Genomic DNA, 25005 nt, shown 5'->3' with positions numbered 1-25005 from the left:
CCTTTCCGGTCGGGTCAGAGAATTTTCGTCCGAAAATCCTCCGGGTAGAGCAGGGGGGAGCAGGAAGAATTTTCGGAGGAAAATTCTTCCCGGTCGCAGCGGTCGTCAGACCAGAACGGCGCCCTTGCCGGCGATGGCGTTGGTGGCCTTGGCGTCGCCCAGCAGCATCTTGTTATGCGGCTCGCCCGACGGGATCATCGGGAAGCAGTTCTCGTGCTTCTCGACGAGGCAGTCGAAGATCACCGGCCCGTCATGGTTCAGCATCTCCATGATCGCGTCGTCGAGATCGGCGGGATCCTTGCAGATGATGCCCTTGGCCCCGAAGGCCTCGGCGAGCTTGACGAAATCCGGAAGCGCCTCCGACCAGCTCGAGGAATAGCGCTCGCCATGCAGCAGCTGCTGCCACTGGCGCACCATGCCCAGACGCTCGTTGTTGAGGATGAACTGCTTCACCGGCAGGCGATACTGCACCGCGGTGCCCATCTCCTGCATGTTCATCAGCCACGAGGCCTCACCCGCGACGTTGATCACCAGCGCCTCCGGGTGCGCGACCTGCACGCCCACCGAGGAGGGGAAGCCGTAGCCCATGGTGCCGAGGCCGCCGGAGGTCATCCAGCGGTTGGGATCCTCGAAGCCGAGGAACTGCGCCGCCCACATCTGGTGCTGGCCGACCTCGGTGGTGATGTAGCGATCCCGGCCCTTGGTCAGCGCCTCGAGGCGCTCGAGCGCGTATTGCGGTTTGATCGTGGTCTCGGAGTTCTTGTAGGTCAGGCACTTGACCTGCTTCCACTCGTCGATCTGGCGCCACCACTTGGCCAGCGCCTCGCGGTTGACCTTGCGGCCGCGCGCCTTCCACACCTTGAGCATGTCCTCGAGCACGTGGCCGACATCGCCGACGATCGGCAGGTCGGTCTTGATGACCTTGTTGATCGAGGACGGATCGATGTCGATATGCGCCTTCTTCGACTTCGGCGAGAACGCGTCGAGCCGGCCGGTGATGCGGTCGTCGAAGCGGGCGCCGATGTTGATCATCAGGTCGCAGCCATGCATCGCGAGATTGGCCTCGTAGAGACCGTGCATGCCGAGCATGCCGAGCCAGTTCTTGCCCGAGGCCGGGTAGGCGCCGAGCCCCATCAGGGTCGAGGTGATCGGAATGCCGGTGGCCTCGACCAGCTCGCGCAGGAGCTGGCTTGCCGCCGGGCCGGAATTGATCACGCCGCCGCCGGTGTAGAAGATCGGACGCTCGGCGGTCTCGATGGCCTCGACCAGCGCGGTGATGGTTTCCATGTCGCCCTTGACCTGCGGCTGGTAGTGGCCGACCGGCGCCTTGGGCTTCGGCGTGTACTCGCTGCTGGCGAACTGCACGTCCTTGGGGATGTCGATCAGCACCGGGCCGGGGCGGCCGGAGGCCGCGACGTGGAACGCCTGGTGGATCACCGAGGACAGGTCCGCCGTGTCCTTCACCAGCCAGTTGTGCTTGGTGCAGGGGCGCGTGATGCCGACGGTGTCGGCCTCCTGGAAGGCATCGGAGCCGATCATGAAGGTCGGAACCTGGCCCGAGAGAACCACGATCGGGATCGAGTCCATCAGCGCATCGGTGAGTCCGGTGACCGCATTGGTCGCACCGGGGCCCGAGGTCACCAGCGCCACGCCGACCTTGCCGGTCGAGCGGGCATAGCCTTCGGCGGCGTGCACCGCGGCCTGCTCGTGGCGGACGAGGATGTGCTGGATGTCGTTCTGCTGAAAGATCTCGTCATAAATCGGTAGAACGGCGCCGCCGGGATAGCCGAATACCGTGTCCACACCCTGATCCTTGAGGGCCTGAACCACCATTTTCGCTCCGGTCATCTGACGTGTCATCGCGTGTCTCCGTTTACGACGTCATTCATGTGTCTTGCGCATAAAAAAGCCCCCGAGGATTTCGGGGGCGCATGGGGGACCATTATGGTTCCGAGTTACCGGCCCATGCGCCATTTTCCTACAATAAGTACCAGACGATCCACGCTGTGGACTCCTTCATTGCGCCGCGGGACCTTAGGAGCATGGGGAGGGGGCGTCAACCACGCAAAGCCGCAAAAAACGACGATCCGGCGAGATTGTTTTTGCGTAAGTTGCTTCCGGGGGTGTTTTTGGGACATTTTCGGAAAGAAATTCGCGCCCGAACGAAATGGGGCAGCAAGGTTCACCCTTTTTGCGGGTCCGGGAGCGCGCCTCGGTCCCGCGCGGCCGGGGCCGAAACCACGCCCGGTGCGACGGGGATTCTCGTCTGTCCGAAGTGCTGTCCGCCGACGGCGCCAAGCAAGGCCGCAGACGGCCGCTCAGACATGGCGTGGCGCGGGAAGTCGATGCCGGGCGCGCTGCTTCGAGGGGCTTCGGATCTGGCCGGGCTCGCCCTGAGACCCTGCAGTTGCCAAGCCGATCCGCGGCCCGACGAGGCGGGGCGGGCATCACCGTCAGCGCGAGGGGAACGGTCCGGTCGGGCCCGGGCTCGCCCCTGTCGCCGCAAGCGTGACCCAGTGTCGCGCTCACCGCTCCGCGCGGCTTCGTGAATTGCGTGAAACATAGTTTCCCGGCATGCTGAACGGAGCAGTTCAATTTCGCCGAAGGGAGAGTGAAATGGCATTTTATTGTGCTAACCGCCTGAACTCGGGTCGTGATTTCACGATGATCCGTGCCGGCGTTCTGGTGGCACTGCTGGCGCTGGCGCATCTGATGGGCAGCCTGAAGATCGACGAGGGCGAGGTCGCGCGCGACGTACAGGCTCACCCGCAAGTGATCCCGGCGATCGCCACCTCGGACGCCGCCGACACAAAGGCCGGCCCGCTGATCTGATCCGCGATCAATGATCCGTCGGGCCGCAGCCGGCCGGCCCGCCGTCCTGTCTCAGACATTCACCCCAGTGCCCTGCAGCACGCCATGCTCCAGCGCGTAGCGCGTGAGCCCGGCGGTCGAGCTGATCCCGAGCTTGCGCTTGATGTTCTTGCGATGGGTCTCGACCGTCCGCACCGAGATATCCAGTGCCTGTGCCACTTCCTTGTTCGACTTGCCCTGCGCCAGCTGCAGCAGAACCGTCTGCTCGCGGTTGGTGAGCTGCTCGCGCCCGCCCGACATGACCGGGCGCAGCGCGCCCTCGGCGCCGGTGCAGAGATAGCGCTCACCCGACATCACCGCATCGATGGCGCGCTTGATCTCCTCGGTGGGGACATCCTTCAGCACGTAGCCCATCGCACCGTGGCCGAGCGCGTTCGAGATGTATTCCGGGGTGTCATGCATCGAGAGAACGAGGATCCGCGTCTCGGGGCGCTGCTCGAGGATCATCTCGGTGGCCGACAGCCCGTTCAGCCCCGGCATGTTGAGATCCATCAGGATGACATCGGGGGCCAGCGCCTCGAGACGGTCGATGACCTCCTGACCGCCCGACAGCGTCGCCGCGACCTCGATATCGTCGTAGCTTTCGAGAATGGCCTCGATGCCTTCGGCCACGAGCGGGTGATCGTCGACGATGACAACACGGGTGGGACGGGTCATGCGCGTGCCCTCGGCGGATTGGCGGCGGCCTCTTCTGGCGGCAGCAGGTGGGACAGGGGGATCTGGGCTTCGATAACCGTGCCCGCCCGCGAGGACAAGACGCGCAGGGTGCCGCCGAGCTGATCCATGCGCTCCTGCATGTTGCGCAGCCCGATTCCCGGGCGCCCGACGGTGTTTTCGGGAGAAATCCCGCAGCCATTGTCGGAGACCCGCAGCGTGGCGCCACGGCGGTGGCCGCGCAGGTCCATCTCGACCCGCGTGGCGCCGGAATGGCGCTCGATATTGGTCAGCGCCTCCTGCGCGATGCGGTAGAGCGCGATGCGGCCCTCCTGGTCGATGCGGTTGCGGAACACCACCGTCTCGAAGCTGGTCTCGATGCCGGTGCGGGCGTGGAAATCCTCGGTCAGCGCGCGCAGGGCAGGGCCGAGGCCAAGATCGTCGAGCATGCCGGGCCGCAGGTCGCGGCTGATCCGGCGCACCTCCTGGATCGCGCCCGAGAGGTTCTCCTGGCCGCGCTCCAGCGCCTGCTCGGCGCGCTCGTCGCCCGTGACAAGCCGCCGGCGCGCGATATCGAGCGCGTATTTCACTCCCACGAGGATCTGGCTGATGCCATCGTGCAGCTCTCGCGCCACCCGGCCGCGCTCTTCCTCCTGCGCGTCGAACACCCGCTGCGTCAGCTCCTTGAGCTTGGCATCCGCCAGCCGCCGCTCGCGCAGGTTCATCATCAGCCCCGAGAGAAACACGGTGAGCAGCGCGATCAGCGTGATCGCCCCGATATAGAGGAAGGTGCGCTGCACCCGCGCCTCGACCCCAGCGCGCGCCAGCGCCACCTCCTCGACAATGTCGTCGATCCACACGCCGGTTCCCACCGCCCATTGCCAGTCCTGGAAGCCCAGCACGAAGGTGATCATCCGTGCCTCCTCGCCGGTCGAGGGCTTGGGCCAGAGATATGTGTGATAGCCCGAGCCCTGGCGGGCGATCTCGATCAGCCGGTCGGTGATCGGGGTGCCCTCGCTGTCGGTCAGGCCCGACCAGTCCTTGCCGATCATCGAGGTGCGGCGCGGCGAGACCAGGTTGGTGCCGTCGTAATCGTAGACGAAGAACGAGCCGTCCTCGCCGTAGATCATCGCCGCGAGGATCTGCGCGACGCGGGTCTTGGCCTCCTCGTCGTCGGGGCGGGCGACGCCGTAGATGAAATAGAAGCCGTTGCGCGCCTGCGTGACGTAGTTGCGCAGCTCCTGCTTCTTGGTCTCGATCAGCTGGGTCTCGAGGGCGCGGATCTCGCGCTCGGCCACGGCGCGCGACTGCCACGCCACCACCGCCGCGATCGCCGCCGCGGCGAGGATCAGCGGCACCGAGGCCAGCAGGAAGAGTTTCTGCCCGTAGCTGGGGCGCAGGCGATCGAGAATCGTGGGCATGGTTTCCGATAGTCGGTGATTCGCCCCGGATCAAACCACGAAAGTAGCCGCTTCCCCAACGGCAGCGGGTTTCAAACCCGCTGTTTTACAGGGCTTTTGCGCAAGAATGCTGCCGTTCTCCGTAGCAATGGGTATTTTCGCGGGGGTTTTCACGATCTAGTGTGGCGCCACTCAAACGATCCGCGCGTGCCGGAGGAGCGGTGCGCGCAACAATACCATGGGAGGATATTCATGGATCGTCGTTCCTTTCTGAGGGCCACCACTGCCGGTGGCGCTGCCGCTGCCGCGACCGCACTTGCCGCTCCGGCCGTTGCCCAGGGCAAGCGCACCCTCACCCTCGTGACCACCTGGGGCCGCGGCCTCGCCGGTGTTCACGACAGCGCACAGTACTGTGCCGACCAGATCACCGCCGCCACCGATGGCGAGCTGACCGTCGAGCTGAAGGCCGCCGGTGAACTCGTGGGCGCCTTCGAGGTGTTCGATGCGGTCTCCGCCGGTCAGGCCGACATGTACCACGGCGTGGACTACTACTTCCTCGGCCAGCACCCGGCTCTGAGCTTCTTCAGCCAGGTGCCCTTCGGCATGAACTTCATGGAATACGCCAACTGGTTCTACCACGATGGCGGCCGCGAGCTCTGCGACGAGCTCTACTCGATCTTCGGCCTCAAGGCCTTCCCGGCCGGCAACACCGGCCCGCAGTCGGGTGGCTGGTTCTCCAAGGAGATCGGCTCACCGGAAGATTTCCAGGGCCTCAAGTTCCGCATGCCGGGCCAGGGCGGCCAGGTGCTGGGCAAGCTCGGCGCCTCGGTGCAGAACCTGCCGGGCGCGGAAGTGTACCAGGCGCTGTCCTCCGGCGCGATCGACGGCACCGAGTGGATCGGTCCGTGGGCCGACGAGAAGGCCGGCTTCCAGGAGATCACCAAGATCTACTACACCGCGGGCTTCCACGAGCCGGGTCCGAACCTGAACCTGACGATGAACCTCGAGGTCTTCGAGAGCCTGACTCCGGGTCAGCAGAACATCGTGAGCCAGGTCGCACGCGCGTCCAACCTCTGGAGCATGTCGCTGTTCATGGCCAACAACTCGGCCGCACTGCAGCGCCTGCAGTCCGGCGGCGTGAAGCTGATGGAATTCCCCGACAGCGTCTGGGATGCCTTCGGCGCCGCCGCGAAAGAGGTCATGGAAGAGCCGATGGGCGACGAGCTCTACAAGCAGACCTACGACAGCTACATGGCGTCGCTGCAGAGCTCGGCCAACTGGGGCAGCCGCTCCGAAGGCGCGTTCTCGGCCCAGCGTAACCGCGTCATGGGTCTCTGAGACCACGCTTAGGCATGATCGGCGCTCCCGCTTCCGGCGGGGGCGTCATCGCTTTTTAGCAAAGCACCTGCGCCGCAGCGCTCCCCCGGGACGGAGCCGCGGCCCGCAGGACGGAACACACCGCAAGACACACCGCAGATAAACAGGGGCACAGGTCATGGAAGAGGCGGCCACCGGCGGAGCGTTCAGTGCAATCCTGAACGGCTTGGGCTGGTTTTTCGGCAATATAGCCATGTCCTTCTACAACCTCGGCTACGCTCTGACGCACCCGTCGAGCTGGCTGGGCTGGTCGGACAACGAAGCGATCATGCGGTTCGTCTATTACGGCGCATCGGTCGAGTTCTTCTTCGTCATTCTCACCACATTCCTCGTGCTGACCGCGATCGGCATCTGGCGCCACAGCTTCATGTGGGGCCTCGTGCGCGGCTGCGAGGCCTTCGGCAACAGCGTCGGCCGCATTGCCGCATGGGCGGGCCTGATCATGGTGCTGCAGCAGGTGATCATCATCTTCGTGCAGCGCATCTTCGCCCGGCCCGACATCAGCTTCGGCTTCGGCGTGCCGGTCACCTTCGACGTCAGCTGGTGGTCGGAAGAGCTGAAGCTCTACAACGCCATCGTGGTGACGCTCTGCCTCGCCTACACCTTCATCCAGGGCGGGCACGTGCGGGTCGATCTGATCTACTCGCCGGTTAAGTACCGCACCAAGAAGATCATCGACATGTTCGGCAGCCTGTTCTTCATGATGCCGATGGCGACGCTGATGTGGCTCTACTCGTGGTTCTTCCTGTGGCGCCACCTGATCGTGCCGAAGCCCTCGGCCTCGGAAGATCTCGAGCGTCTGGTCAACAAGGCCCGCGCCCTGCGCTGGAACGTCGAGACCATCGCCTTCAGCCCCAACGGCTTCTCGGCCTATTTCCTCTTCAAGATCCTCATCGTTGCGATGTGCGCCTTCATCTTCCTGCAGGCCGCGACGTTCTTCTGGCGCTCCTACCTCGAGTGGAAGGAAGGCCCGGAAAGCGAGGGCAAGTACCACGATCACGACCGGGTCGAGCCAGGCGAAGAAGCCTACGACCACGCCGAATTCTGAGAGGGACACAGTAAATGCTATTCGGACTCGATGGCGTCGAGATCGGCCTGATCATCGTCTTTCTCACGCTCTTCTCCGCGATCCTCTCGGGCTTCCCGGTGGCCTTTGCCATCGGCGGGGCCGGGGTGATCTCGTTCTTCATCATCGCGGCGCTCGACAGCGCCGGCCTGCTCGTGCACCAGGCCATCGACAGCGGCTCCGATGCCTACCGGGCGCTGGTCGCCTCCGGCGTGCGCGAGGACACGATCTCGATCTTCCGATACCCGGACCTGCCGCGCTATGCGGCGCCGGTCTTCGACCGGGGCTGGGAGGTCGCGCTCGACCGCAACGTGTCGTTCATCGTCAACCGGATCAACGAGCGCGTCATCGCCGGCGCCAGCATCGAGACGCTGCTCGCGGTGCTGATGTTCGTGATGATGGGCATCGTGCTCGAGCGCTCGAAGATCGCCGACGACCTGCTCAAGACCATGGCGCGCGTCTTCGGCCCACTGCCCGGCGGCCTCGCGGTGTCGATCGTCGTGGTGGGGGCCTTCCTGGCCGCCTCCACCGGCATCGTCGGGGCCACCGTGGTCACCATGGGCCTGCTGGCCCTGCCGACCATGCTGCGCAACAACTACTCGCCCGAGCTCGCCACCGGCGTCATCGCCGCCTCCGGCACGCTGGGGCAGATCATCCCGCCCTCGATCGTCATCGTGCTTCTGGGCACCCTGGCGGGCGATCTCTACTCGACCGCCCAGGAAGCCCGCGCGCAATCGATGGGCTGCACCGACGCGCTGACCTATCTCGGCGAGCCCGCCGTGGTCTCGGTCGGCACGCTGTTCCAAGCGGCGCTGCTGCCGGGCATCCTGCTGGCCGGGCTCTACGCGCTCTACGCCTTCGGCTTCGCGATGCTGAACCCGTCCAAGGCGCCGCCGGTGCATGGCGAGGCCAACCTCGGCGAGCCGGTGACCCGCGGCGAGGCCTTCACCTGGTATCTCGGCGTGCCCTTGCTGCTCATCGTGGCAACCATCGGCTTCAGCCAGATCAACGTGGTGGGCAGCCAGTCGACCATCGTGTCGAGCTTCTCCGAGGCCGGCGAGACCGCCAGCCTGCGTACCAATGTCGGTGAGCAGTGCCAAGCGGCGATGATCGAGCTGCACGGCCAGAGCGCCTGGGACGATGCCGTCGCCCAGCAGGCCGAGATCGATGCCGCGGGCGGTGTCGACACCGGTCACCGTCTCTCGGAAGAGGAACTGGTCGCTGCCACCGCCGCGAAGATCGCGGGCGCAGCCCCGATCGGCACCGGCATCGCGATCCTGACCGTGCTGCTCGGCATCACCCTGGCCTGGGGCCGGGCGGTGTCGCCCAGCTCCGAGCCGCTGCCGCTGCAGATCGGCGCTGCCGGCCTGGCGCTGGGGCTCGTGGTCGACGCGCTGTTCATCTCGCCGACCACCTCGGCGGGCACCACGGTGGTGCTGATGGCGGTGCCGTGGCTGCTGGCGCTCTACGGCTGCAAGCACGCCGCGCAGCGTCTTTCGCAGAACGAGCTGATCCGGGTGGTGTTCCCGCCGCTGGTTCTGATCGTGGCGGTGCTCGGCTCGATCCTGGGCGGCATCACCAACCCGACGCCCGCCGCGGCGCTCGGCGCGGCCGGTGCCATCATGCTCGCCGCCTACCGCAAGCTGCGCGAGGACGACCGCTCGCCGAAGGTGATCCTGTGGTCGACCTTCGCGGTGATCATCATGATCCTCGTGGGCACGAATTTCGACCTGCGGGTGAACGCGGAAGAGGTCAGCGTCGAGAGCTGGATCGCCTTCCTCGTGGCACAGGCCGCCTATCTCTACGCGCTCTTCGGGCTGTTCTTCGCCTGCTGGGTGCTGTTCAAGGCGGGCGTGCTCGGACCGGCGGTGCGCGAGACCGCGAAGGTCACCTCGATGGTGTTCACCATCCTCGTGGCCTCGCAGCTGCTCAACCTGGTGGTGATCTCCTTCGGGGGCGAGCACTACATCCAGCAGTTCCTGCAGAGCTTCGACAACGAGCACAAGGTGTTCCTCGTGGTGATGCTGGTGCTGTTCATCCTGGGCTTCGTGCTGGACTTCCTCGAGATCATCTACATCGTGGTGCCGATCGTGGGCCCGGTGATCTATGGCGGCTCCTTCGATCCCAAGTGGGTGACGATCATGATCGCGGTGAACCTGCAGACCTCGTTCCTGACCCCGCCCTTCGGCTTCGCGCTGTTCTACCTGCGCGGCGTGGCCCCGGCGAGCGTGACCACCGGCCACATCTACCGCGGGGTGCTGCCCTTCGTGTTGATCCAGGTGGCGGGGCTGGCGCTCCTGTGGTTCCTGCCGGGCATCGTGACCATCGTTCCGGACCTGATCCCGAACTGATCGCGCGACAGCACTGCGCAAAAGAAAAAGAGCGGGCCTCCGGGTCCGCTCTTCTCGTATCTGCCGCTTGTGTCCCGGTCGGGCAGGGGGGGCGCTGCCCCCCGTCGCGTGCCGCGACTCCCCCCGGGATATTTTTGGCCAGAAGAAACACGGGCGCCATCTGGCTCCGGCAGGTCTTCTTCTGGCTCTAAATATCCCCGCCGGAGGCAGGCCCGAGATCGCGGCCGGGCGCGCCTCCGCGAAAGGGCGGCGCGGCTCAGACCACCACGGCGGCGCCGTTCGAGGCGAGGCCGACATTCTGGCGGAAAGCCTCGAAGAGCTCGCGCCCGACGCCGTGGCCATTGCCGGTCAGGTCAGCCACCACCGGCTCGCGGGCGTCGAAATCCTCGGCGAGGCAGGTGATCTCGCCCGCCACCGCGTCGACCCGCACCAGGTCACCGTCGCGCAGCCGCGCCAGCGGGCCGCCCTTGGCGGCCTCGGGCGAGATGTGGATCGCCGAGGGCACCTTGCCCGAAGCGCCGGACATGCGCCCGTCGGTGACCAGCGCCACCTTGAGGCCGCGGTCCTGCAGCACCGCGAGCGTCGGCGTGAGGCCATGCAGCTCGGGCATGCCGTTGGCCGAAGGGCCCTGGAAACGGACCACCACGATGGTGTCCTCGGTGAACTCGCCGGCCTTGAACGCCGTCTTCACCGACTCCTGGTCGTGGAAGATCCGCGCCTTGGCCTCGATCACGTGGCGCGAGGGGTCGACTGCGGAGATCTTCATCATGCCGTGGCCGAGATTGCCGGTCAGCTGCTTCAGCCCGCCGGTCTTCTGGAACGCGTCCGAGGCCGGGCGCAGGATCTTGTCGTTCTGGGTCTCGCGCGGGGCGTCCTCGTAGACCACCGCGCCGTCCTTCAGCTTGGGCTCCTGGGTGTAGCGCGACAGGCCGTCGCCGGCGACGGTGCAGACATCCTCGTGCAGCAGGCCCGCGTCGAGCAGCTCGCCGATCAGGTATTGCAGGCCACCGGCGGCGTGGAAGTGGTTCACGTCGGCCAGACCGTTCGGATAGACCTTGGCCATCAACGGCGTGACCGAGGAGATCGCCTCGAAATCCTCGAGCTCGAGCTCGATGCCCGCCGCCCGCGCCATGGCGGGCAGGTGCAGCACCAGGTTGGTCGACCCGCCGGTCGCCATCAGCCCGACCATGCCGTTGACGAAGGCCTTGGCATCGAGGATGTCGCAGACCGGGCGATAGTCATTACCGAGCCTGGTGATCTCGAGGGCGCGGGCGGCGCCGGCGACGGTCAGCGCGTCGCGCAGCGGCGTGTTGGGGTTGACGAAGGACGCGCCGGGCAGGTGCAGCCCCATGAACTCCATCAGCATCTGGTTGGAATTGGCGGTGCCGTAGAAGGTGCAGGTGCCCGGCCCGTGATAGGACGCCATTTCGGCCTTCATCAGCTCGTCGCGCCCGACCTCGCCGGTGGCGTATTGCTGGCGCACCTTGGATTTCTCGTCGTTCGGCAGGCCCGAGGTCATCGGGCCGGCGGGGAGGAAGATGCCGGGGATGTAGCCGAAGGTGGCGGCGCCGATCACCAGACCCGGCACGATCTTGTCGCAGACGCCGAGATAGATCGCCGCGTCATAGGTGTTGTGCGACAGCGACACGCCGGTGGCCAGCGCGATCACGTCGCGCGAGAACAGCGACAGCTCCATGCCGACCTGGCCCTGGGTGACCCCGTCGCACATGGCGGGCACGCCGCCTGCTACCTGCGCGGTGCCGCCGCCGGCGCGGGCGGCGTCGCGGATGATCTGGGGGAAGCGCTCGAAAGGCTGATGCGCGGAGAGCATATCGTTGTAGGAGGTCACGATGCCGAGGTTCGGCGCCCGGCCCTCGGCCAGCGCGCCCTGATCCTGGCCCATCGCGGCATAGGCGTGGGCCTGGTTGCCGCAGGTCAGGTGGGCCCGGCGCGGGCCCTCGTCGGCGGCGCGGCGCATGCGGTCGAGATAGGTGGCGCGGCGGCTCTCGGAGCGGGCCTCGATGGCCTCGGTAACCTTCGCGATCGTGGCGTCGAGCGGCATGGAAGCTCTCCCTTTGACTGGCCGTCCCGCCCGGATGGCGAGACATCGCTGGCCCCGCGTTTAACGCGGTTAGCGCTATCAGTAAAGCGCGCGTGTGGCTGCGCGCGGGCGCCGGGGCCGGTACGGGAGCAAAACGCCGCAAAATGCCGCGCTGTTCCCCGGGAGGCGCGGGGGCCGCGCCGATTTCCCCGCTTCCCGCGCCCATGCGCCCGCGCTATAGGGGCGGCATGAGCTCTGATACCTTGCCTGTCGTCCGTCTGACGCCCAAAGCCAACGCCCGCGCCATCCGTCGCGGGTTTCCGTGGATCTATGCCAACGAGCTGGTGCTCGACCGGCGCACCAAGGGGCTTGCCCCCGGCACCATCGCGGTGCTCGAGGATGGCGAGCGCAAGCCCGTGGGGCTGGTCGGCGTCACGCCGGCCTCGAAGATCGCCGGGCGCATGCTCGAGCGCGACACCGAGATCGAGATCGGCCGCGACTGGCTGAGGGCCAAGCTGAGCCGCGCGCTCGAACTGCGCGAGCGGTTGTTTGCCGCGCCGTTCTACCGGGTTGTCCATGCCGAGGCCGACGGTCTGCCCGGCGTCATCATCGACCGCTTCGGCGACACCTGCGTGCTGCAGCCGAACGCCGCCTGGGCCGAGGCGCTGCTGCCGGAGCTGACCGAGGCGCTGGCCGAGGTCACCGGCGTGGTCAACATCCTCAAGAATGCCGGCTCGCGCGGGCGCCAGCTCGAAGGGCTCGACGATGCCGACGCGGTGCTGCTGGGCGCCGCGCCCGAGGCGCCGCTGCCGGTGGAGATGAACGGCGCCACCTACATGGCCGACCTCACCGGCGGCCAGAAGACCGGCCTGTTCTACGACCAGCGCCCGAACCATGCCTTCGCGGCGCGGCTGGCACATGGCCAGCGCGTGCTTGACGTGTTTAGCCACGTGGGCGGCTTCGCGCTGGCGGCGCTGGCAGGTGGCGCGACAGAGGCGCTCTCGGTCGACGGATCGGCCCCGGCACTGGCGCTGGCCGAGGAGGGCGCCAGCCGCATGGGCGCGGGTGAGCGCTTCTCGACGCGTCAGGGCGATGCATTCAACACGCTCACCGCGCTTGGTGAGGAGGGCGAGAGCTTCGGTCTGGTGATCTGCGACCCGCCCGCCTTCGCGCCGGCCAAGCCCGCGCTCGACGCCGGCCTGCGCGCCTATGAGAAGGTCGCGCGGCTCTCGGCGCCGCTGGTCGAGGAGGGCGGCTACCTTGTGCTCTGCTCCTGCTCGCACGCGGCGGACCTGTCGAGCTTCACCGGCGCCTGCCTGCGCGGCATCGGCCGGGCCGGGCGGCGCGCTCAGCTGATCCACACCGGCTTTGCCGGGCCGGATCACCCGCTGATGCCGCAGCTCGCCGAGAGCGGCTATCTCAAGGCGCTGGTCTTCCGCCTGTGAAGGTGCTGCTCGACACCTGCGTGATCTACCCCACGGTGATGCGCGAGGTGCTTCTGGGCGTCGCCGCGCAAGGCGTGTTCGAGCCGCTCTGGTCGGCGCGCATCCTCGAGGAATGGGCGCTGGCGTCGCGCAAGCTAGGCCCCTTGGGCGAGGTGCAGGCGCGCGGCGAGATCGCGCAGGTCCGGGCGGCTTGGCCCAAGGCCGAGGTGCGCTGGAAGCCGTCGCTCGAGCAGCGCCTCTGGCTGCCCGACGCGAACGACATCCACGTGCTCGCCGCCGCGGTGGCGGGCAGCGCCGATGTCATCGTCACCGAGAACGCCAAGGACTTCCCGCGTGGCGTGCTGGCCGAAGAGGGCGTCTCCCGCGTCGATGCGGATGGCTTTCTGCGCGGGCTCTTCGAGGCCCAGCCGGGGCTCGTGCGCGAGGCTTGCGAAGGCGTTCTGGCCGAGGCGCGCCGTCTCTCGGGCGAGGACTGGACGATGCGCGCGCTGCTCAAGAAGGCGCGGCTGCCGCGGCTTGCCAAGGCTCTGGAGAAGGCGGCCGAGGCCGGTTGACGCGGCGCGCGCTTGCCGCGACCGGATGGCGCTGGTAATCGCTGCCGGAATTCCGATATCTTCGCTCGGAAAAGACGGAAGGCAGGCACCTTGCAGACACCCCGGCTGGAAATCCGAAATCTCGTGCGTCGCTTCGAGGGGCGCCGGGTGGTGGACGACGTTTCTCTGACCATCCAGCCCGGCCATGTCACCTGCCTGCTCGGTCCTTCGGGCTGCGGCAAGTCGACGACGCTGCGGATGATCGCCGGTGTCGACATGCAGGACGAGGGCGAGATCCATGTCGACGGCAAGCTAATCTGCGACACCGTCTTCCGGGTGCCGCCGGAGCGGCGGCAGATCGGGCTGATGTTTCAGGATTTCGCGCTGTTCCCGCATCTGTCGGTGGGTGACAACGTGGCCTTCGGGCTCAAGGGCGGCAAGGCCGACAAGCGCAAGCGCGCCGGTGAGCTGCTCGAGCGGGTGGGGCTGTCGCATTACATCGACGAGTTCCCGCACCAGCTTTCGGGCGGCGAGCAGCAGCGCGTGGCGCTGGCCCGCGCGCTGGCGCCGCGGCCCAAGATCATGCTGATGGACGAGCCCTTCTCGGGGCTCGACAACCGCCTGCGCGACGGCATCCGCGACGAGACGCTGGCGCTGCTGAAAGAGGAAGGCGCCTCGGTTTTGCTGGTCACCCACGAGCCGGAAGAGGCGATGCGCATGGCCGACGAGATCGCCCTGATGCGCGACGGGCGCATCGTCCAGCGCGGCGCGCCCTACAACATCTACAACAACCCCGCCGACAAGGCCGCGGTTGCGTTCTTCAGCGATATCAACGTGCTGCGCGGCGAAGTTCAGGGCGCGCTCACGCAGACGCCCTTCGGCGCCTTCCTCGCGCCGGGGGTGCCCGATGGCGGGCAGGTCGACATCGTCTTCCGCCCCCAGCATGTCAGCATCGATTTCGACCGCAACGGCCGCGGCCCGCACCCGACCGAGCTTGCCGGCACCCCGGCGCGCGGCGTCGTCGAGCGGGCGCGCTTCATGGGCTCGGAGAGCCTTGTCGAGTTCCGCATGGATTTCAACGACGAGGTGCTGAAGGTGACGGTGCCCAACGTCTTCATCCCCAAGCCCGGCACGCCGATGTGGCTGACGGTGCGGCGCAACCGCTGCTTTGTCTTCCCGGTGAAGAGCTGAGCCGGCGGCAGGCCGCTGCCCGCGCAATTTCCGTCCCCGACAGGGTTGATCTCGCCCCTCCCGGCATGTTCGGCACGCGTCCGTGACTCGTTCGAACCGCCCGAGAGGATGCCGATGACCGATCTGACGATACGACGAAATGTCGAGACCGACCTCGCGCCGCTAGCCCGGCTGCTGGCCGAGCCCGAGGCGCTGACGCTGGTGAACCCCAATGCCAAGCAGCCCTTCGACCCGGCCGAATGGCAGGAGAAATGGCTGGGCGAAATGGATGACGAGAGCTTCTACCTTGTCGATGCCGACGGCACCGAGGTCGGCTTCTTCGCCCTGCGCGTGGGCATCGGCCCCGAGGTCCGGCACCTGACCTACGTCTTCGTTGCAGAGGAGATGCGCGGCGGCACCGGCCATCTGCTGGCCAGCTGGATCGAAGCGGCGGCGCGCGATCTCGGCGCGCTCACCATCACGCTCAAATGCGAGACCGACAACGCGCCCGCGATGCGCATCTACGAGGCCGCGGGATACGAGATCCTGAGCGAGAAGAACGGCATGGCGACGATGCGGCGCGATCTCGACTGAGCCGCGCGGCAGCTCCCGCGCGATGCGTCAGCTCGCAAGTGCCGAAGACCCCGGGTCCGCGTCAGGAACGCCAGCGCCAAGTCCGCGTTGGGCGGGTGAACGCTGGCGAACGGCACATGGAGGCGTCCGGATGTGGGGCTGGATCACGCAGAACTCGGGCGCTTTGAGCGCCGTGCTGAACGCCGCGATGCTGGTGATCTGGATCGCCTACCTGCAGCTCTTCTTCGTCAGCTTCCGACGCTCGAACCGCACGGTGATCCATATCGGCATGGCCGCGGCGCAGGGCGGAGATGCCCGCTGTCTTGTGACCAACATGGGCTCTGACACCGCCTATGTGCTTGCGGTCAAGATTGACCTCGATTTCGGCGAGGAGAGCCGCTCGGCTCTGGTCACCGATCGTGTCGAGGACGACGATCCGCTGGGGGGCGATTTCCGCGACATGACCAGCGAAGGTCCATTGGCTGGCGGCGAGGCGCTCGATATCGGCTCGCTGCGCCGGATCGTCGAGCGCGCCGCCCGCCGGACCGGCGAAGAGCTGACACTCGAGCAGTGCCGAGCGGTGACGATCACGGTGATGGTGGCCTCGCAACAGGCGCATCGCCTGTCGGGAGGCTACAAGCGATACGAGATCGAAGGCGGCGAGGGCGAAGACCTACGCTTCCGGCCCTCGGACGTGCTCACCCGGCAGATCCGTCGCCGCAGCCAGCGCCGCGCACTGCGCGAACTGCTCGACGCGTGAGCCGCCTCAGCGCCCCTGGCGCCGCGCCATGAAGGCCAGCCGCTCGAAGAGATGCACGTCCTGTTCGTTCTTCAAGAGCGCGCCGTGCAGCTTGGGCAGGGCGCTGGCGCCGTCGCGCTTCAGGTCCTCGGCGTCGAGATCCTCCGCCAGCAGCAGCTTCAGCCAGTCGAGCACCTCGGAGGTGGAGGGCTTCTTCTTCAGCCCCGGCTGTTCGCGCAGCTCGTAGAACTGGGTCAGCGCGGCGGTGAGCAGGGCGGGCTTGATCGCGGGATGGTGGACCTCGACGATCTTGCGCAGCGTGTCGTGGTCGGGGAACTGGATGTAGTGGAAGAAGCAGCGGCGCAGGAAGGCGTCGGGCAGCTCCTTCTCGTTGTTCGAGGTGATGATCACGATCGGCCGTTGGCGCGCCGTCACGGTCTCGCCGGTCTCGTAGACGTGGAATTCCATCCGGTCGAGCTCCTGCAGCAGATCGTTGGGGAACTCGATATCCGCCTTGTCGACCTCGTCGATCAGCAGCACGACCTTGCCCTCCGCCTCGAAGGCCTGCCATAGCTTGCCCTTGCGGATGTAATTGCCGACGTCGTGCACCTTCTCGTCGCCGAGCTGGCTGTCGCGCAGGCGGCTGACCGCGTCATACTCGTAGAGCCCCTGTTGCGCCTTGGTGGTCGACTTCACGTTCCACTCGATCATCGGCAGCCCGAGCGCCTGCGCCACCTGCCGCGCCAGCTCGGTCTTGCCGGTGCCGGGCTCGCCCTTGACGAGCAACGGCCGCTCCAGCGTGATCGCGGCGTTCACCGCCATGGTCAGGTCGTCGGTCGAGACGTAGTCGTCGGTGCCGTCAAAGCGCATCGTGGTCTCCGAAAAGGTTTCTCCACCGGGGATAAAGACCGTGATGCAGCCATGCAAGCGCGCAGCGGATGGCGGCAGGCCTCCTGCGCGTGGTGCGGGCATCGTTGCCCTTGGGGAAGCGCTCCCACGGGGGTGTTTCCAGCGTCTCGCCGGCCCGGATGGCGGGCGCGGCCGTGGCCGGCCTGGGCAGCCAAGGGCCGCATTGCGGGCTGAAAGTATCAACGGGAGAGTTTTGATTTTACCTGAGAAATCAGGACAATCGCTATCGGCCGCAGGGACTGTCACGAGGGCGCGGTCAAAGCAGCGATTACTTGGTGTGCGAATGCCGCGATTCAACCCCGCAGCGCATGATTGTGTAGTGACAACCTGTCGGCCTTGGGATAGTTCCAGCCTCGCAAGGGGTGCCGGCGCTGTTCAGGGTCAACCGGATCGGTGGGCCGGCTTTTCAGAGGGAGCAGAAATGAAGCCCGAAACCTTCCTACCGGACGATTACCGTCCCGCCGAGGACGAGCCGTTCATGAACGAGCGTCAGCTCGAATATTTCCGCCGCAAGTTGATTGCCTGGAAGAACGACATTCTTGCCGAAAGCCGCGACACCATCGAGGCCCTGCAGGAAGCCACGCGAAACATCCCCGACGTCACCGACCGCGCCAGCGAAGAGACCGACCGTGCGCTCGAGCTGCGCACCCGCGATCGTCAGCGCAAGCTGGTGTCGAAGATCGACTCGGCCCTGCGCCGCATCGACGAGGGGGAATACGGCTATTGCGAGGTCACCGGCGAGCCCATCTCGCTCAAGCGCCTCGACGCACGCCCGATCGCGACCATGAGCCTCGAGGCTCAGGAACGTCACGAGCGCCGCGAGAAGGTGCATCGCGACGACTGAGACCGGCGGGCGGCCAATTGTCGGCCGCCACGACCGACATGACACACAGGGCGCCGGGGCGATTGCCTCGGCGTTTTGCGTCTACGCCCCGGACCGCGGGTCCGGCGGCGCCAGGGGAGACACGGCATGGGGCTGAACGGGCGGCAGATCATCGTCGCGGGTGGCGGCATCGGCGGGCTGGCAGCCGCGCTGGCGCTGCGCCAGCGCGGCGCCGAGGTGCGGGTGCTGGAGCAGGCCGGCGCGATCACCGAGGTCGGCGCGGGCATCCAGGTAAGCCCGAACGGGCTGCGGGTGATCGAGGCGCTGGGGCTCGGCGACGCACTGCGCGCGCGCTCCTGCCGGGCCCGCGCCGTGAGCCTGCGCGATTACCGCGCCGGGGCCGAGGTGACGCGGCTCGATCTCGACCGGTTGCCCGCCTCGCAGGGCTATTACTTTGTGCACCGCGCCGACCTGATCGAGCTGCTCGCCGAGGCGGCGCGCGCCGCCGGGGTGACGATCCGCCTACTGCAGAAGGTTACGGGCGTCACACCCGGAACCCGCCCGGAGCTGTCGCTGGCCAATGGCGATACGGTAAACGCCGATCTCGTCATCGGCGCCGACGGACTGCACTCGGTGATCCGCGGCGCGCTCAGCGGCGATGCGGCGCCGTTCTTTACCCGGCAAGTGGCCTGGCGCGCGGTGATCCCCAACCTGACCGGACACCCGCCCGAGGCGCAGGTCCACATGGGGCCGGGGCAGCACCTGGTGAGCTACCCCTTGCGCGATGGATCGCAGGTCAATCTCGTCGCCGCGCAGGAGCGTGACGCCTGGGCCGAGGAGGGCTGGGCCCACGAGGACGCCCCCGCCAATCTCCGCGCCGCCTTCGCGGACTTCGGCGGCGATGTTCCGGTGATGCTGAACGCGGTCGAGCGGGTCGGGCTCTGGGGACTGTTCCGGCACCCCGTGGCGCGGGCCTGGCACGGCGAGGGTCTGGCGCTGCTCGGCGATGCGGCGCACCCGACGCTGCCCTTCATGGCGCAGGGCGCCAACATGGCGCTCGAAGATGCGTGGTCGCTCGCGGCACTGCTCGACGCCGGGCCCGACCTGGGTGCTGCCCTTCACCGCTACCAGGAGCGGCGCCGGCCGCGCTGCGAGCGGATTGTCGCGGCGGCGAATGGAAACGCGTGGAAATACCACCTGCGCAATCCGCTCGTCCGTGGCGCCGCGCATCTGGGGCTGGGGCTCGCCGGCCGTCTCGCGCCCGACCGCCTGATCCACCAGTTCGACTGGATCTATGGCCACGACGTTACCACCATGGCTGGCTGAGCTGCCCCGCATAGCTCCCGCGAGGCGCCCGGCCGCGATCTTCGGCCTGCCTCCGGCGGGAGTATTTTTGACGAAGAGAAGCCAGGGGCGCGGCGCTCCTGCCTTCTCTGGTTTCCAAATTCCTCGGGATGAATTGGCGCAAGAGCGCCAAGAGGGGGCAGCGCCCCCTTATTCGCCGCCAGAGCCGTATAGCGGCACGGTCGAGATCGCGAGCTTGGCGGAGCCGTCGACCAGTTCGTTGGCATGCACAAGGTAGATCAGGGTCTGGTTGGCCTCATCGAAGATCCGCTTCACCCGCAGGCTCTTGAAGATGATCGAGCGCGAGGCGCTGAACACGTCCTCGCCATCCTCGCCGCGGTCGATGTCACCGATCGTGATCGGCCCGGTCTGGCGGCAGGCGATCGAGGCGTTCGACGGGTCCTCGAACCAGTTGCCCTTGGAGAGCCGGTCGAGCAGCCCGCGGTCGAAATAGGCGACGTGGCAGGTCACGCCCTCGACCTTGGGGTCGGAGACCGCTTCGATCAGGATATCGTTGCCGGTCCAGTCGACCCCGACCTCGCCGACCTGCTCGGCTTGGGTCATCAGGGGCGACAGGCTGAGCAGGGCGGCGAGGCAGAGCTGTTTCATGGGCGTTCCTTGGCAGTGATTCAGAAGACCACGCGACCATGCTCGCCAACGTCGGGCGTGTCACCCGTCAGATTGGCCTTGGCGATCTCGTAGAGGAAGCTCGCGCCGCCATCACCGGACCAGACCTCCGCCTCGTGCGGGGTGAACTTCACCAGCTGCACGGCGCTGTCGTCGCGGCCATCCTCGAACCAGGCGGCGGCGAAGGCGTTCCAGAGCTCGTCGAGCTTGTCGCTGTCATTCACCACGGCCAGCTTGCCGAACACGTTGGCGTAGAGATGGGCCTTCGAATCGGCGACGTGGAAAGACGCTTCGCCGCCGCTCACGGCGGCGCGGTCGGCGGCGCTGCCCTTGGCGGTGATGAACCAGATCGCCTTCTCCTCGGCATCGCCCTGCGGCGACATCGGCACCGGGCGCTCGCCGTCCGCAGCCAGCAGGCCGGCGCGCACGTCTTTCAGTTGGCTCCAGAATTCGGCTTTGAGATCCTTGGACATGCTGTCCTCCTATTGCGTTGTTCACCGTCTCAACGCCGCCCGGGTGGGGCGCGTTCCGTGCCGTCGCGTCGGCAGCCGATGACGGGGCTTGACGGCTGCGTGATCGGAGGCATAGATTTGAACAAGCGTTCAATAACCGCCGGGAGGAGGGCTGGAATGTTCAACGCGGTCATGAGCTTTGATCTGGGCGAGGATGTGAATGCGCTGCGCGAGATGGTGCATCGCTGGGCCCAGGATCGGGTGAAGCCGATGGCGGGTGAGGTCGATGCCTCGAACGCCTTTCCAAACGAGCTGTGGACCGAGATGGGCGAGCTCGGGCTCCTGGGCATCACCGTGCCCGAGGAATTCGGCGGCGCCGGCATGGGCTATCTTGCCCATGTCATCGCGGTCGAGGAGATCGCCCGGGCCTCGGCCTCGGTGTCGCTGTCCTATGGCGCGCATTCCAACCTCTGCGTCAACCAGATCAAGCTGAACGGCTCGCCCGAGCAGAAGGCGAAATACCTGCCCGGGCTGGTCTCGGGGCAGCATGTCGGCGCGCTGGCGATGTCGGAGCCCGGCGCCGGGTCGGACGTGGTCAGCATGAAGCTGCGCGCCGAGAAGAAGAACGACCGCTTCGTTCTGAACGGCAACAAGTACTGGATCACCAACGGCCCCGATGCCGACACGCTGGTGGTCTATGCCAAGACCGACCCGGAGGCCGGCTCGAAGGGCATCACCGCCTTCCTGATCGAGAAGAGCATGACCGGCTTCTCGACCAGCCCGCATTTCGACAAGCTCGGGATGCGCGGCTCGAACACCGCCGAGCTGATCTTCGACGATGTCGAGGTGCCGTTCGAGAACGTGCTCGGCGAGGAGGGCAAGGGCGTGCGGGTGCTGATGTCGGGGCTCGATTACGAGCGCGTGGTGCTCGCGGGCATCGGCACCGGCATCATGGCCGCCTGTCTCGACGAGATCATGCCCTACATGGCCGAGCGCAAGCAGTTCGGCCAGCCGATCGGGAGCTTCCAGCTGATGCAGGGCAAGATCGCCGACATGTATACGGCGATGAACTCGGCCCGGGCCTATGTCTACGAGGTCGCCAAGGCCTGCGACCGGGGCGACGTGACCCGGCAGGACGCCGCGGCCTGCTGCCTCTACGCCTCCGAGCAGGCGATGGTGCAGGCGCATCAGGCGGTGCAGGCGATGGGCGGCGCGGGCTTCCTCGCCGATGCGCCGGTGGCGCGGCTGTTCCGCGATGCCAAGCTGATGGAGATCGGCGCCGGAACCTCCGAGATCCGCCGCATGCTGGTGGGCCGGGAACTGATGGCCGCCATGGGGTGAGCGGGGCGGCGAAGGTTCCGAGACCGGGAGTTTCGCCGGGCCAAGAATTTTAGCTAAAATTCTTGGCCACCTGCGCCGCAATGGCAGTCGAGGGAGGAGAGAATGCAACCGACCCTGACGGGCACAGATTATGCCGCGCTTTGCGAGGGCTTCGCGTGGCGCTTTCCGTCGCGGCTCAACATGGCCGCGCAGGTCTGCGATGACTGGGCCGCGCGCGAGCCTGAGCGCGGCGCGATCCTCGACATGCGCGCCGGCGACATGCAGCTCTGCACCTATGGCGCGCTGCAGCGCCTGTCGCGCCGGGTCGAGGCGTGGCTGCGCGGGCAGGGTGTCGTGCAGGGCGACCGCGTGGGCGTGCTTCTGAGCCAGAGCCCGCTCTGCGCTGCCGCCCATATCGCCGGCTGGCGCATGGGGGCGATCTCGGTGCCGCTGTTCAAGCTCTTCAAGCACGATGCGCTGGCCTCGCGGCTGGGCGACAGCGGTGCGCGCGTGGTGGTGACCGATGCGGAGGGGGCCGGGATGGTCGCGCCCTTCGGCCTCGCCACCGTCACCGAAGACGCGCTGCCCGGGCCCGGCGACTGGCCCGCGGCGGAGACCGGGCCGGAGGATCCGGCGGTGCTGATCTACACCTCGGGCACCACCGGCAAACCCAAGGGTGCGCTGCACGGGCACCGGTTGCTGACCGGCCACCTGCCGGGGGTCGAGATGAGCCACGACCTGCTGGGCCAGCCGGGCGACGTGCTCTGGACCCCGGCGGACTGGGCGTGGATCGGCGGGCTCTTCGACGTGCTGATGCCGGGGCTGGCGCTTGGCGTGCCGGTGGTGGCGGCACGGATGCCGCGCTTCGGCGTCGAGGAATGCCTGAGGATCTGCCGGGAGGCCTCTGTCCGCAACGTGTTCTTCCCGCCCACCGCGCTGCGCATGCTGAAGGCCGAAGGCGCGAAGATCCCCGGGCTGCGCTCGGTGGCCAGCGGCGGCGAGCCGCTCGGGGCAGAGATGCTGGGCTGGGGGCGCGAGGCCTTCGGTGTGGAGATCAACGAGTTCTACGGCCAGACCGAGTGCAACATGGTGGCCTCGTCCTGCGCGGCGCTGTTTGCGGCGCGGCCCGGCTGCATCGGCAAGCCGGCGCCGGGGTTCCGCATCGGGGTGATCGACGAACAGGGATGCGAGACCGAGGGCGAAGGCGACGTGGCGATCCATCGCGGCGCGGGTTCGATGATGCTGGAATATTGGCAGAACCCCGGGGCCACCGCGGAGAAGTTCCGCGGCGACTGGCTGGTGACCGGCGACCGGGGCATCTGGGAAGCGGGCTACCTGCGCTTCGTCGGGCGCGAGGATGACGTCATCACCTCGGCCGGCTATCGTATCGGTCCGGCGGAGATCGAGGATTGCCTGCTGACCCATCCGGGCGTTGCCACGGTGGGCGTGGTCGGCAAGCCCGATGCGCTGCGCACCGAGCTGGTCAAGGCCTACGTGGTGCGCAAACCGGGCCATGATCCGAGCGCCGAGGAGCTTCAGTCCTGGGTCAAGGAGCGGCTCGCAAGCTATTCCTATCCAAGGGAAATCGGATTTCTGGACGCCCTGCCGATGACGGTGACGGGCAAGGTGATCCGCAAGGAACTCAAGGCCCTCGCGGCCGCCGAATGTGAGGCCGAGACGGCCGGGGAGGTTTCATGAAACTGGCGTCAACGGCAATCCCCTCGTCGGAGGGATTCATCGCCAACCGCGCGGCCCATCTCGAGGCGCTCGAGACGGTGCGCGCGGCGGCCGAGCTGGCCGCAGAGGGCGGCGGCGAACGGGCGCGCGAGCGGCACCTGTCGCGCGGCAAGATGCTGCCGCGCGAGCGGGTGGCCAATCTGCTCGACCCGGGCGCGCCCTTCCTCGAGATCGGCGCCACCGCGGCGCATGGCATGTATGACGGGGCGGCCCCCGCGGCGGGGGTGATCGCCGGCATCGGGCGGGTCAATGGCCGCGAGGTCATGGTGGTGTGCAACGACGCCACCGTGAAGGGCGGCACCTACTACCCGATGAGCGTCAAGAAGCACCTGCGGGCGCAGGAGATCGCCGAGGAGAACCGGCTGCCTTGCGTCTACCTCGTCGACAGTGGCGGGGCGAACCTGCCGAACCAGGACGAGGTCTTTCCCGACCGCGACCATTTCGGGCGGATCTTCTACAACCAGGCGCGGATGAGCGCGAAGAACATTCCGCAGATCGCCGTGGTCATGGGCTCCTGCACCGCCGGCGGCGCCTATGTGCCGGCGATGTCGGACGTCACGATCATCGTCAAGGAACAGGGCACGATCTTCCTCGCCGGCCCGCCGCTGGTGAAGGCGGCGACGGGCGAGGTGGTGAGTGCCGAGGATCTCGGCGGCGGCGACGTGCACACGCGGCTCTCGGGCGTGGCCGATTATCTCGCCGAGGACGACGCCCACGCGCTGGCGCTGGCGCGGCAGGCGGTGGGCTCGCTCGGCGGTATGGCCGCGGGCGGGCTGCTGCGCGAGGCGCCCGAGGCGCCGGCCTACGATCCCGAGGAGATCCTCGGCGTGGTGCCGGGCGATCTGCGCACGCCCTACGACATCCGCGAGGTCATCGCGCGGCTCGTGGACGGCTCGCGCTTCGACGAGTTCAAGCCGCGCTACGGCGAGACGCTGGTGACCGGTTTTGCCCATGTGGATGGCTGGCCGGTGGGGATCATCGCCAACAATGGCGTGCTGTTCTCGGAGGCGGCGCAGAAGGGCGCGCATTTCGTCGAGCTCTGCTCGCAGCGTCGCATCCCTCTGGTCTTCCTGCAGAACATCACCGGCTTCATGGTGGGGCGGAAATACGAAAACGAGGGCATCGCACGGCACGGCGCCAAGATGGTGACCGCGGTGGCGACGACCAACGTGCCGAAGATCACCATGCTGGTGGGCGGCTCCTTCGGCGCCGGCAATTACGGCATGGCGGGGCGCGCCTACCAGCCGCGATTCCTCTGGAGCTGGCCCAACAGCCGGATCTCGGTGATGGGCGGCGAGCAGGCGGCCGGCGTTCTGGCCACCGTCAAGCGCGACGCCATCGAGCGCGGCGGCGGGGAATGGTCGGCGGAGGACGAGGCGGAGTTCAAGCGGCCGACAATCGAGATGTTCGAGCGCCAGTCGCACCCGCTCTATGCCTCGGCCCGGCTCTGGGATGACGGCATCGTCGATCCGCGCAAGTCGCGCGAGGTGTTGGCGCTGTCGCTCTCGGCCTGCCTCAACGCGCCGATCGAGGAGACCCGCTTTGGCGTGTTCCGGATGTGATCTGCTGCGGG

21 protein-coding genes are annotated in these 25005 nt (G+C 67.3%); 14 read left to right on the top strand and 7 right to left on the bottom strand.

Annotation, left to right across the window (positions count from 1 at the left end):
* Positions 1-105: 105 nt before the first annotated feature.
* Positions 106-1860: an acetolactate synthase 3 large subunit gene (locus KUV62_RS12480; protein ID WP_222604041.1), complete on the bottom strand. Its 1755-nt coding sequence runs from the start codon at positions 1858-1860 to the stop codon at positions 106-108.
* Positions 1861-2616: 756 nt separating this feature from the next.
* On the opposite strand from KUV62_RS12480, the gene KUV62_RS12475 reads away from it, so the two are divergent.
* Positions 2617-2832, top strand: coding sequence for a hypothetical protein (locus KUV62_RS12475; protein ID WP_222604040.1), 216 nt, complete (start codon positions 2617-2619; stop codon positions 2830-2832).
* Between the two features lie 51 nt (positions 2833-2883).
* On the opposite strand, the gene KUV62_RS12470 is transcribed toward KUV62_RS12475, so the two are convergent.
* Together KUV62_RS12470 and KUV62_RS12465 are read right to left on the bottom strand one after the other, a co-directional pair.
* Entirely contained in the window at positions 2884-3528 is a 645-nt protein-coding gene (locus KUV62_RS12470) for a response regulator transcription factor (protein WP_222604039.1), read from the bottom strand.
* Complete coding sequence (locus KUV62_RS12465) at positions 3525-4946, bottom strand: cache domain-containing protein (protein ID WP_222604038.1); 1422 nt, start codon at positions 4944-4946, stop codon at positions 3525-3527. Before KUV62_RS12465 ends, KUV62_RS12470 begins: the two co-directional genes overlap by 4 nt.
* A gap of 231 nt (positions 4947-5177) precedes the next feature.
* Here KUV62_RS12465 and KUV62_RS12460 point away from each other — a divergent pair, with 231 nt between their 5' ends.
* The 3 genes from KUV62_RS12460 to KUV62_RS12450 all read left to right on the top strand — a co-directional run bounded on the left by KUV62_RS12460 (position 5178) and on the right by KUV62_RS12450 (position 9719).
* The gene (locus KUV62_RS12460) at positions 5178-6263 is read left to right on the top strand and encodes a TRAP transporter substrate-binding protein (protein ID WP_222604037.1); all 1086 of its coding nucleotides are present in this window, start codon (positions 5178-5180) and stop codon (positions 6261-6263) included.
* A gap of 157 nt (positions 6264-6420) precedes the next feature.
* On the top strand, positions 6421-7350 hold the full coding sequence (locus KUV62_RS12455) for a TRAP transporter small permease subunit (protein WP_222604036.1): 930 nt from the start codon (positions 6421-6423) through the stop codon (positions 7348-7350).
* A gap of 14 nt (positions 7351-7364) precedes the next feature.
* Positions 7365-9719: a TRAP transporter large permease subunit gene (locus KUV62_RS12450; RefSeq protein ID WP_222604035.1), complete on the top strand. Its 2355-nt coding sequence runs from the start codon at positions 7365-7367 to the stop codon at positions 9717-9719.
* Positions 9720-9975: 256 nt separating this feature from the next.
* On the opposite strand, the gene edd is transcribed toward KUV62_RS12450, so the two are convergent.
* Positions 9976-11781: a phosphogluconate dehydratase gene (gene edd / locus KUV62_RS12445; RefSeq protein WP_222604034.1), complete on the bottom strand. Its 1806-nt coding sequence runs from the start codon at positions 11779-11781 to the stop codon at positions 9976-9978.
* Positions 11782-12008: 227 nt separating this feature from the next.
* Between edd and KUV62_RS12440 the strand changes: the two genes are divergently transcribed.
* The 5 genes from KUV62_RS12440 (at position 12009) to KUV62_RS12420 (ending at position 16241) form a co-directional block, all read left to right on the top strand.
* Positions 12009-13205 (top strand): RSP_2647 family RNA methyltransferase, encoded by a 1197-nt coding sequence (locus KUV62_RS12440; RefSeq protein WP_222604033.1) that lies wholly within the window; start codon positions 12009-12011, stop codon positions 13203-13205.
* Positions 13202-13759, top strand: coding sequence for an RSP_2648 family PIN domain-containing protein (locus tag KUV62_RS12435; RefSeq protein WP_222604032.1), 558 nt, complete (start codon positions 13202-13204; stop codon positions 13757-13759). Before KUV62_RS12440 ends, KUV62_RS12435 begins: the two co-directional genes overlap by 4 nt.
* A 90-nt stretch (positions 13760-13849) precedes the next feature.
* Positions 13850-14929, top strand: a complete 1080-nt coding sequence (locus KUV62_RS12430) for an ABC transporter ATP-binding protein (protein WP_222604031.1) — start codon at positions 13850-13852, stop codon at positions 14927-14929.
* A 114-nt stretch (positions 14930-15043) separates the two neighbouring features.
* Entirely contained in the window at positions 15044-15502 is a 459-nt protein-coding gene (locus KUV62_RS12425; RefSeq protein WP_222604030.1) for a GNAT family N-acetyltransferase, read from the top strand.
* Between the two features lie 130 nt (positions 15503-15632).
* Complete coding sequence (locus KUV62_RS12420; protein WP_222604029.1) at positions 15633-16241, top strand: hypothetical protein; 609 nt, start codon at positions 15633-15635, stop codon at positions 16239-16241.
* A gap of 6 nt (positions 16242-16247) precedes the next feature.
* Here the strand turns inward: KUV62_RS12420 and KUV62_RS12415 are convergent, their stop codons facing one another.
* A complete protein-coding gene (locus tag KUV62_RS12415) occupies positions 16248-17090 on the bottom strand; it encodes an AAA family ATPase (RefSeq protein ID WP_222604028.1) in 843 nt (280 codons plus the stop codon).
* Positions 17091-17550: 460 nt separating this feature from the next.
* Between KUV62_RS12415 and dksA the strand changes: the two genes are divergently transcribed.
* The gene (gene dksA / locus KUV62_RS12410; protein WP_222604027.1) at positions 17551-17973 is read left to right on the top strand and encodes an RNA polymerase-binding protein DksA; all 423 of its coding nucleotides are present in this window, start codon (positions 17551-17553) and stop codon (positions 17971-17973) included.
* A 126-nt stretch (positions 17974-18099) separates the two neighbouring features.
* Positions 18100-19278: an FAD-dependent monooxygenase gene (locus KUV62_RS12405; protein WP_222604026.1), complete on the top strand. Its 1179-nt coding sequence runs from the start codon at positions 18100-18102 to the stop codon at positions 19276-19278.
* 168 nt (positions 19279-19446) lie between these two features.
* Here the strand turns inward: KUV62_RS12405 and KUV62_RS12400 are convergent, their stop codons facing one another.
* Both KUV62_RS12400 and KUV62_RS12395 read right to left on the bottom strand, forming a co-directional pair.
* Complete coding sequence (locus KUV62_RS12400) at positions 19447-19905, bottom strand: CreA family protein (RefSeq protein ID WP_222604025.1); 459 nt, start codon at positions 19903-19905, stop codon at positions 19447-19449.
* Positions 19906-19925: 20 nt separating this feature from the next.
* Positions 19926-20396 carry a pyridoxamine 5'-phosphate oxidase family protein gene (locus KUV62_RS12395; protein ID WP_222604024.1) on the bottom strand — a complete coding sequence of 157 codons (471 nt, stop codon included), beginning with the start codon at positions 20394-20396 and terminating at the stop codon, positions 19926-19928.
* A 156-nt stretch (positions 20397-20552) separates the two neighbouring features.
* Between KUV62_RS12395 and KUV62_RS12390 the strand changes: the two genes are divergently transcribed.
* From KUV62_RS12390 to KUV62_RS12380, 3 genes are all read left to right on the top strand, one after another.
* Complete coding sequence (locus KUV62_RS12390) at positions 20553-21716, top strand: isovaleryl-CoA dehydrogenase (RefSeq protein WP_222604023.1); 1164 nt, start codon at positions 20553-20555, stop codon at positions 21714-21716.
* Positions 21717-21818: 102 nt separating this feature from the next.
* A complete protein-coding gene (locus tag KUV62_RS12385) occupies positions 21819-23393 on the top strand; it encodes an AMP-binding protein (RefSeq protein WP_222604022.1) in 1575 nt (524 codons plus the stop codon).
* Positions 23390-24994, top strand: coding sequence for a carboxyl transferase domain-containing protein (locus tag KUV62_RS12380; RefSeq protein WP_222604021.1), 1605 nt, complete (start codon positions 23390-23392; stop codon positions 24992-24994). The genes KUV62_RS12385 and KUV62_RS12380 overlap by 4 nt, the downstream gene beginning before the upstream one ends.
* Positions 24995-25005: the final 11 nt, after the last annotated feature.

It is taken from the genome of Salipiger bermudensis, from assembly GCF_019801965.1.
Classification (GTDB): domain Bacteria; phylum Pseudomonadota; class Alphaproteobacteria; order Rhodobacterales; family Rhodobacteraceae; genus Salipiger; species Salipiger bermudensis_A.
The sequence above is the reverse complement of the archived record's forward strand: the minus strand, read 5'-3'. Positions and strand labels throughout refer to the sequence as shown.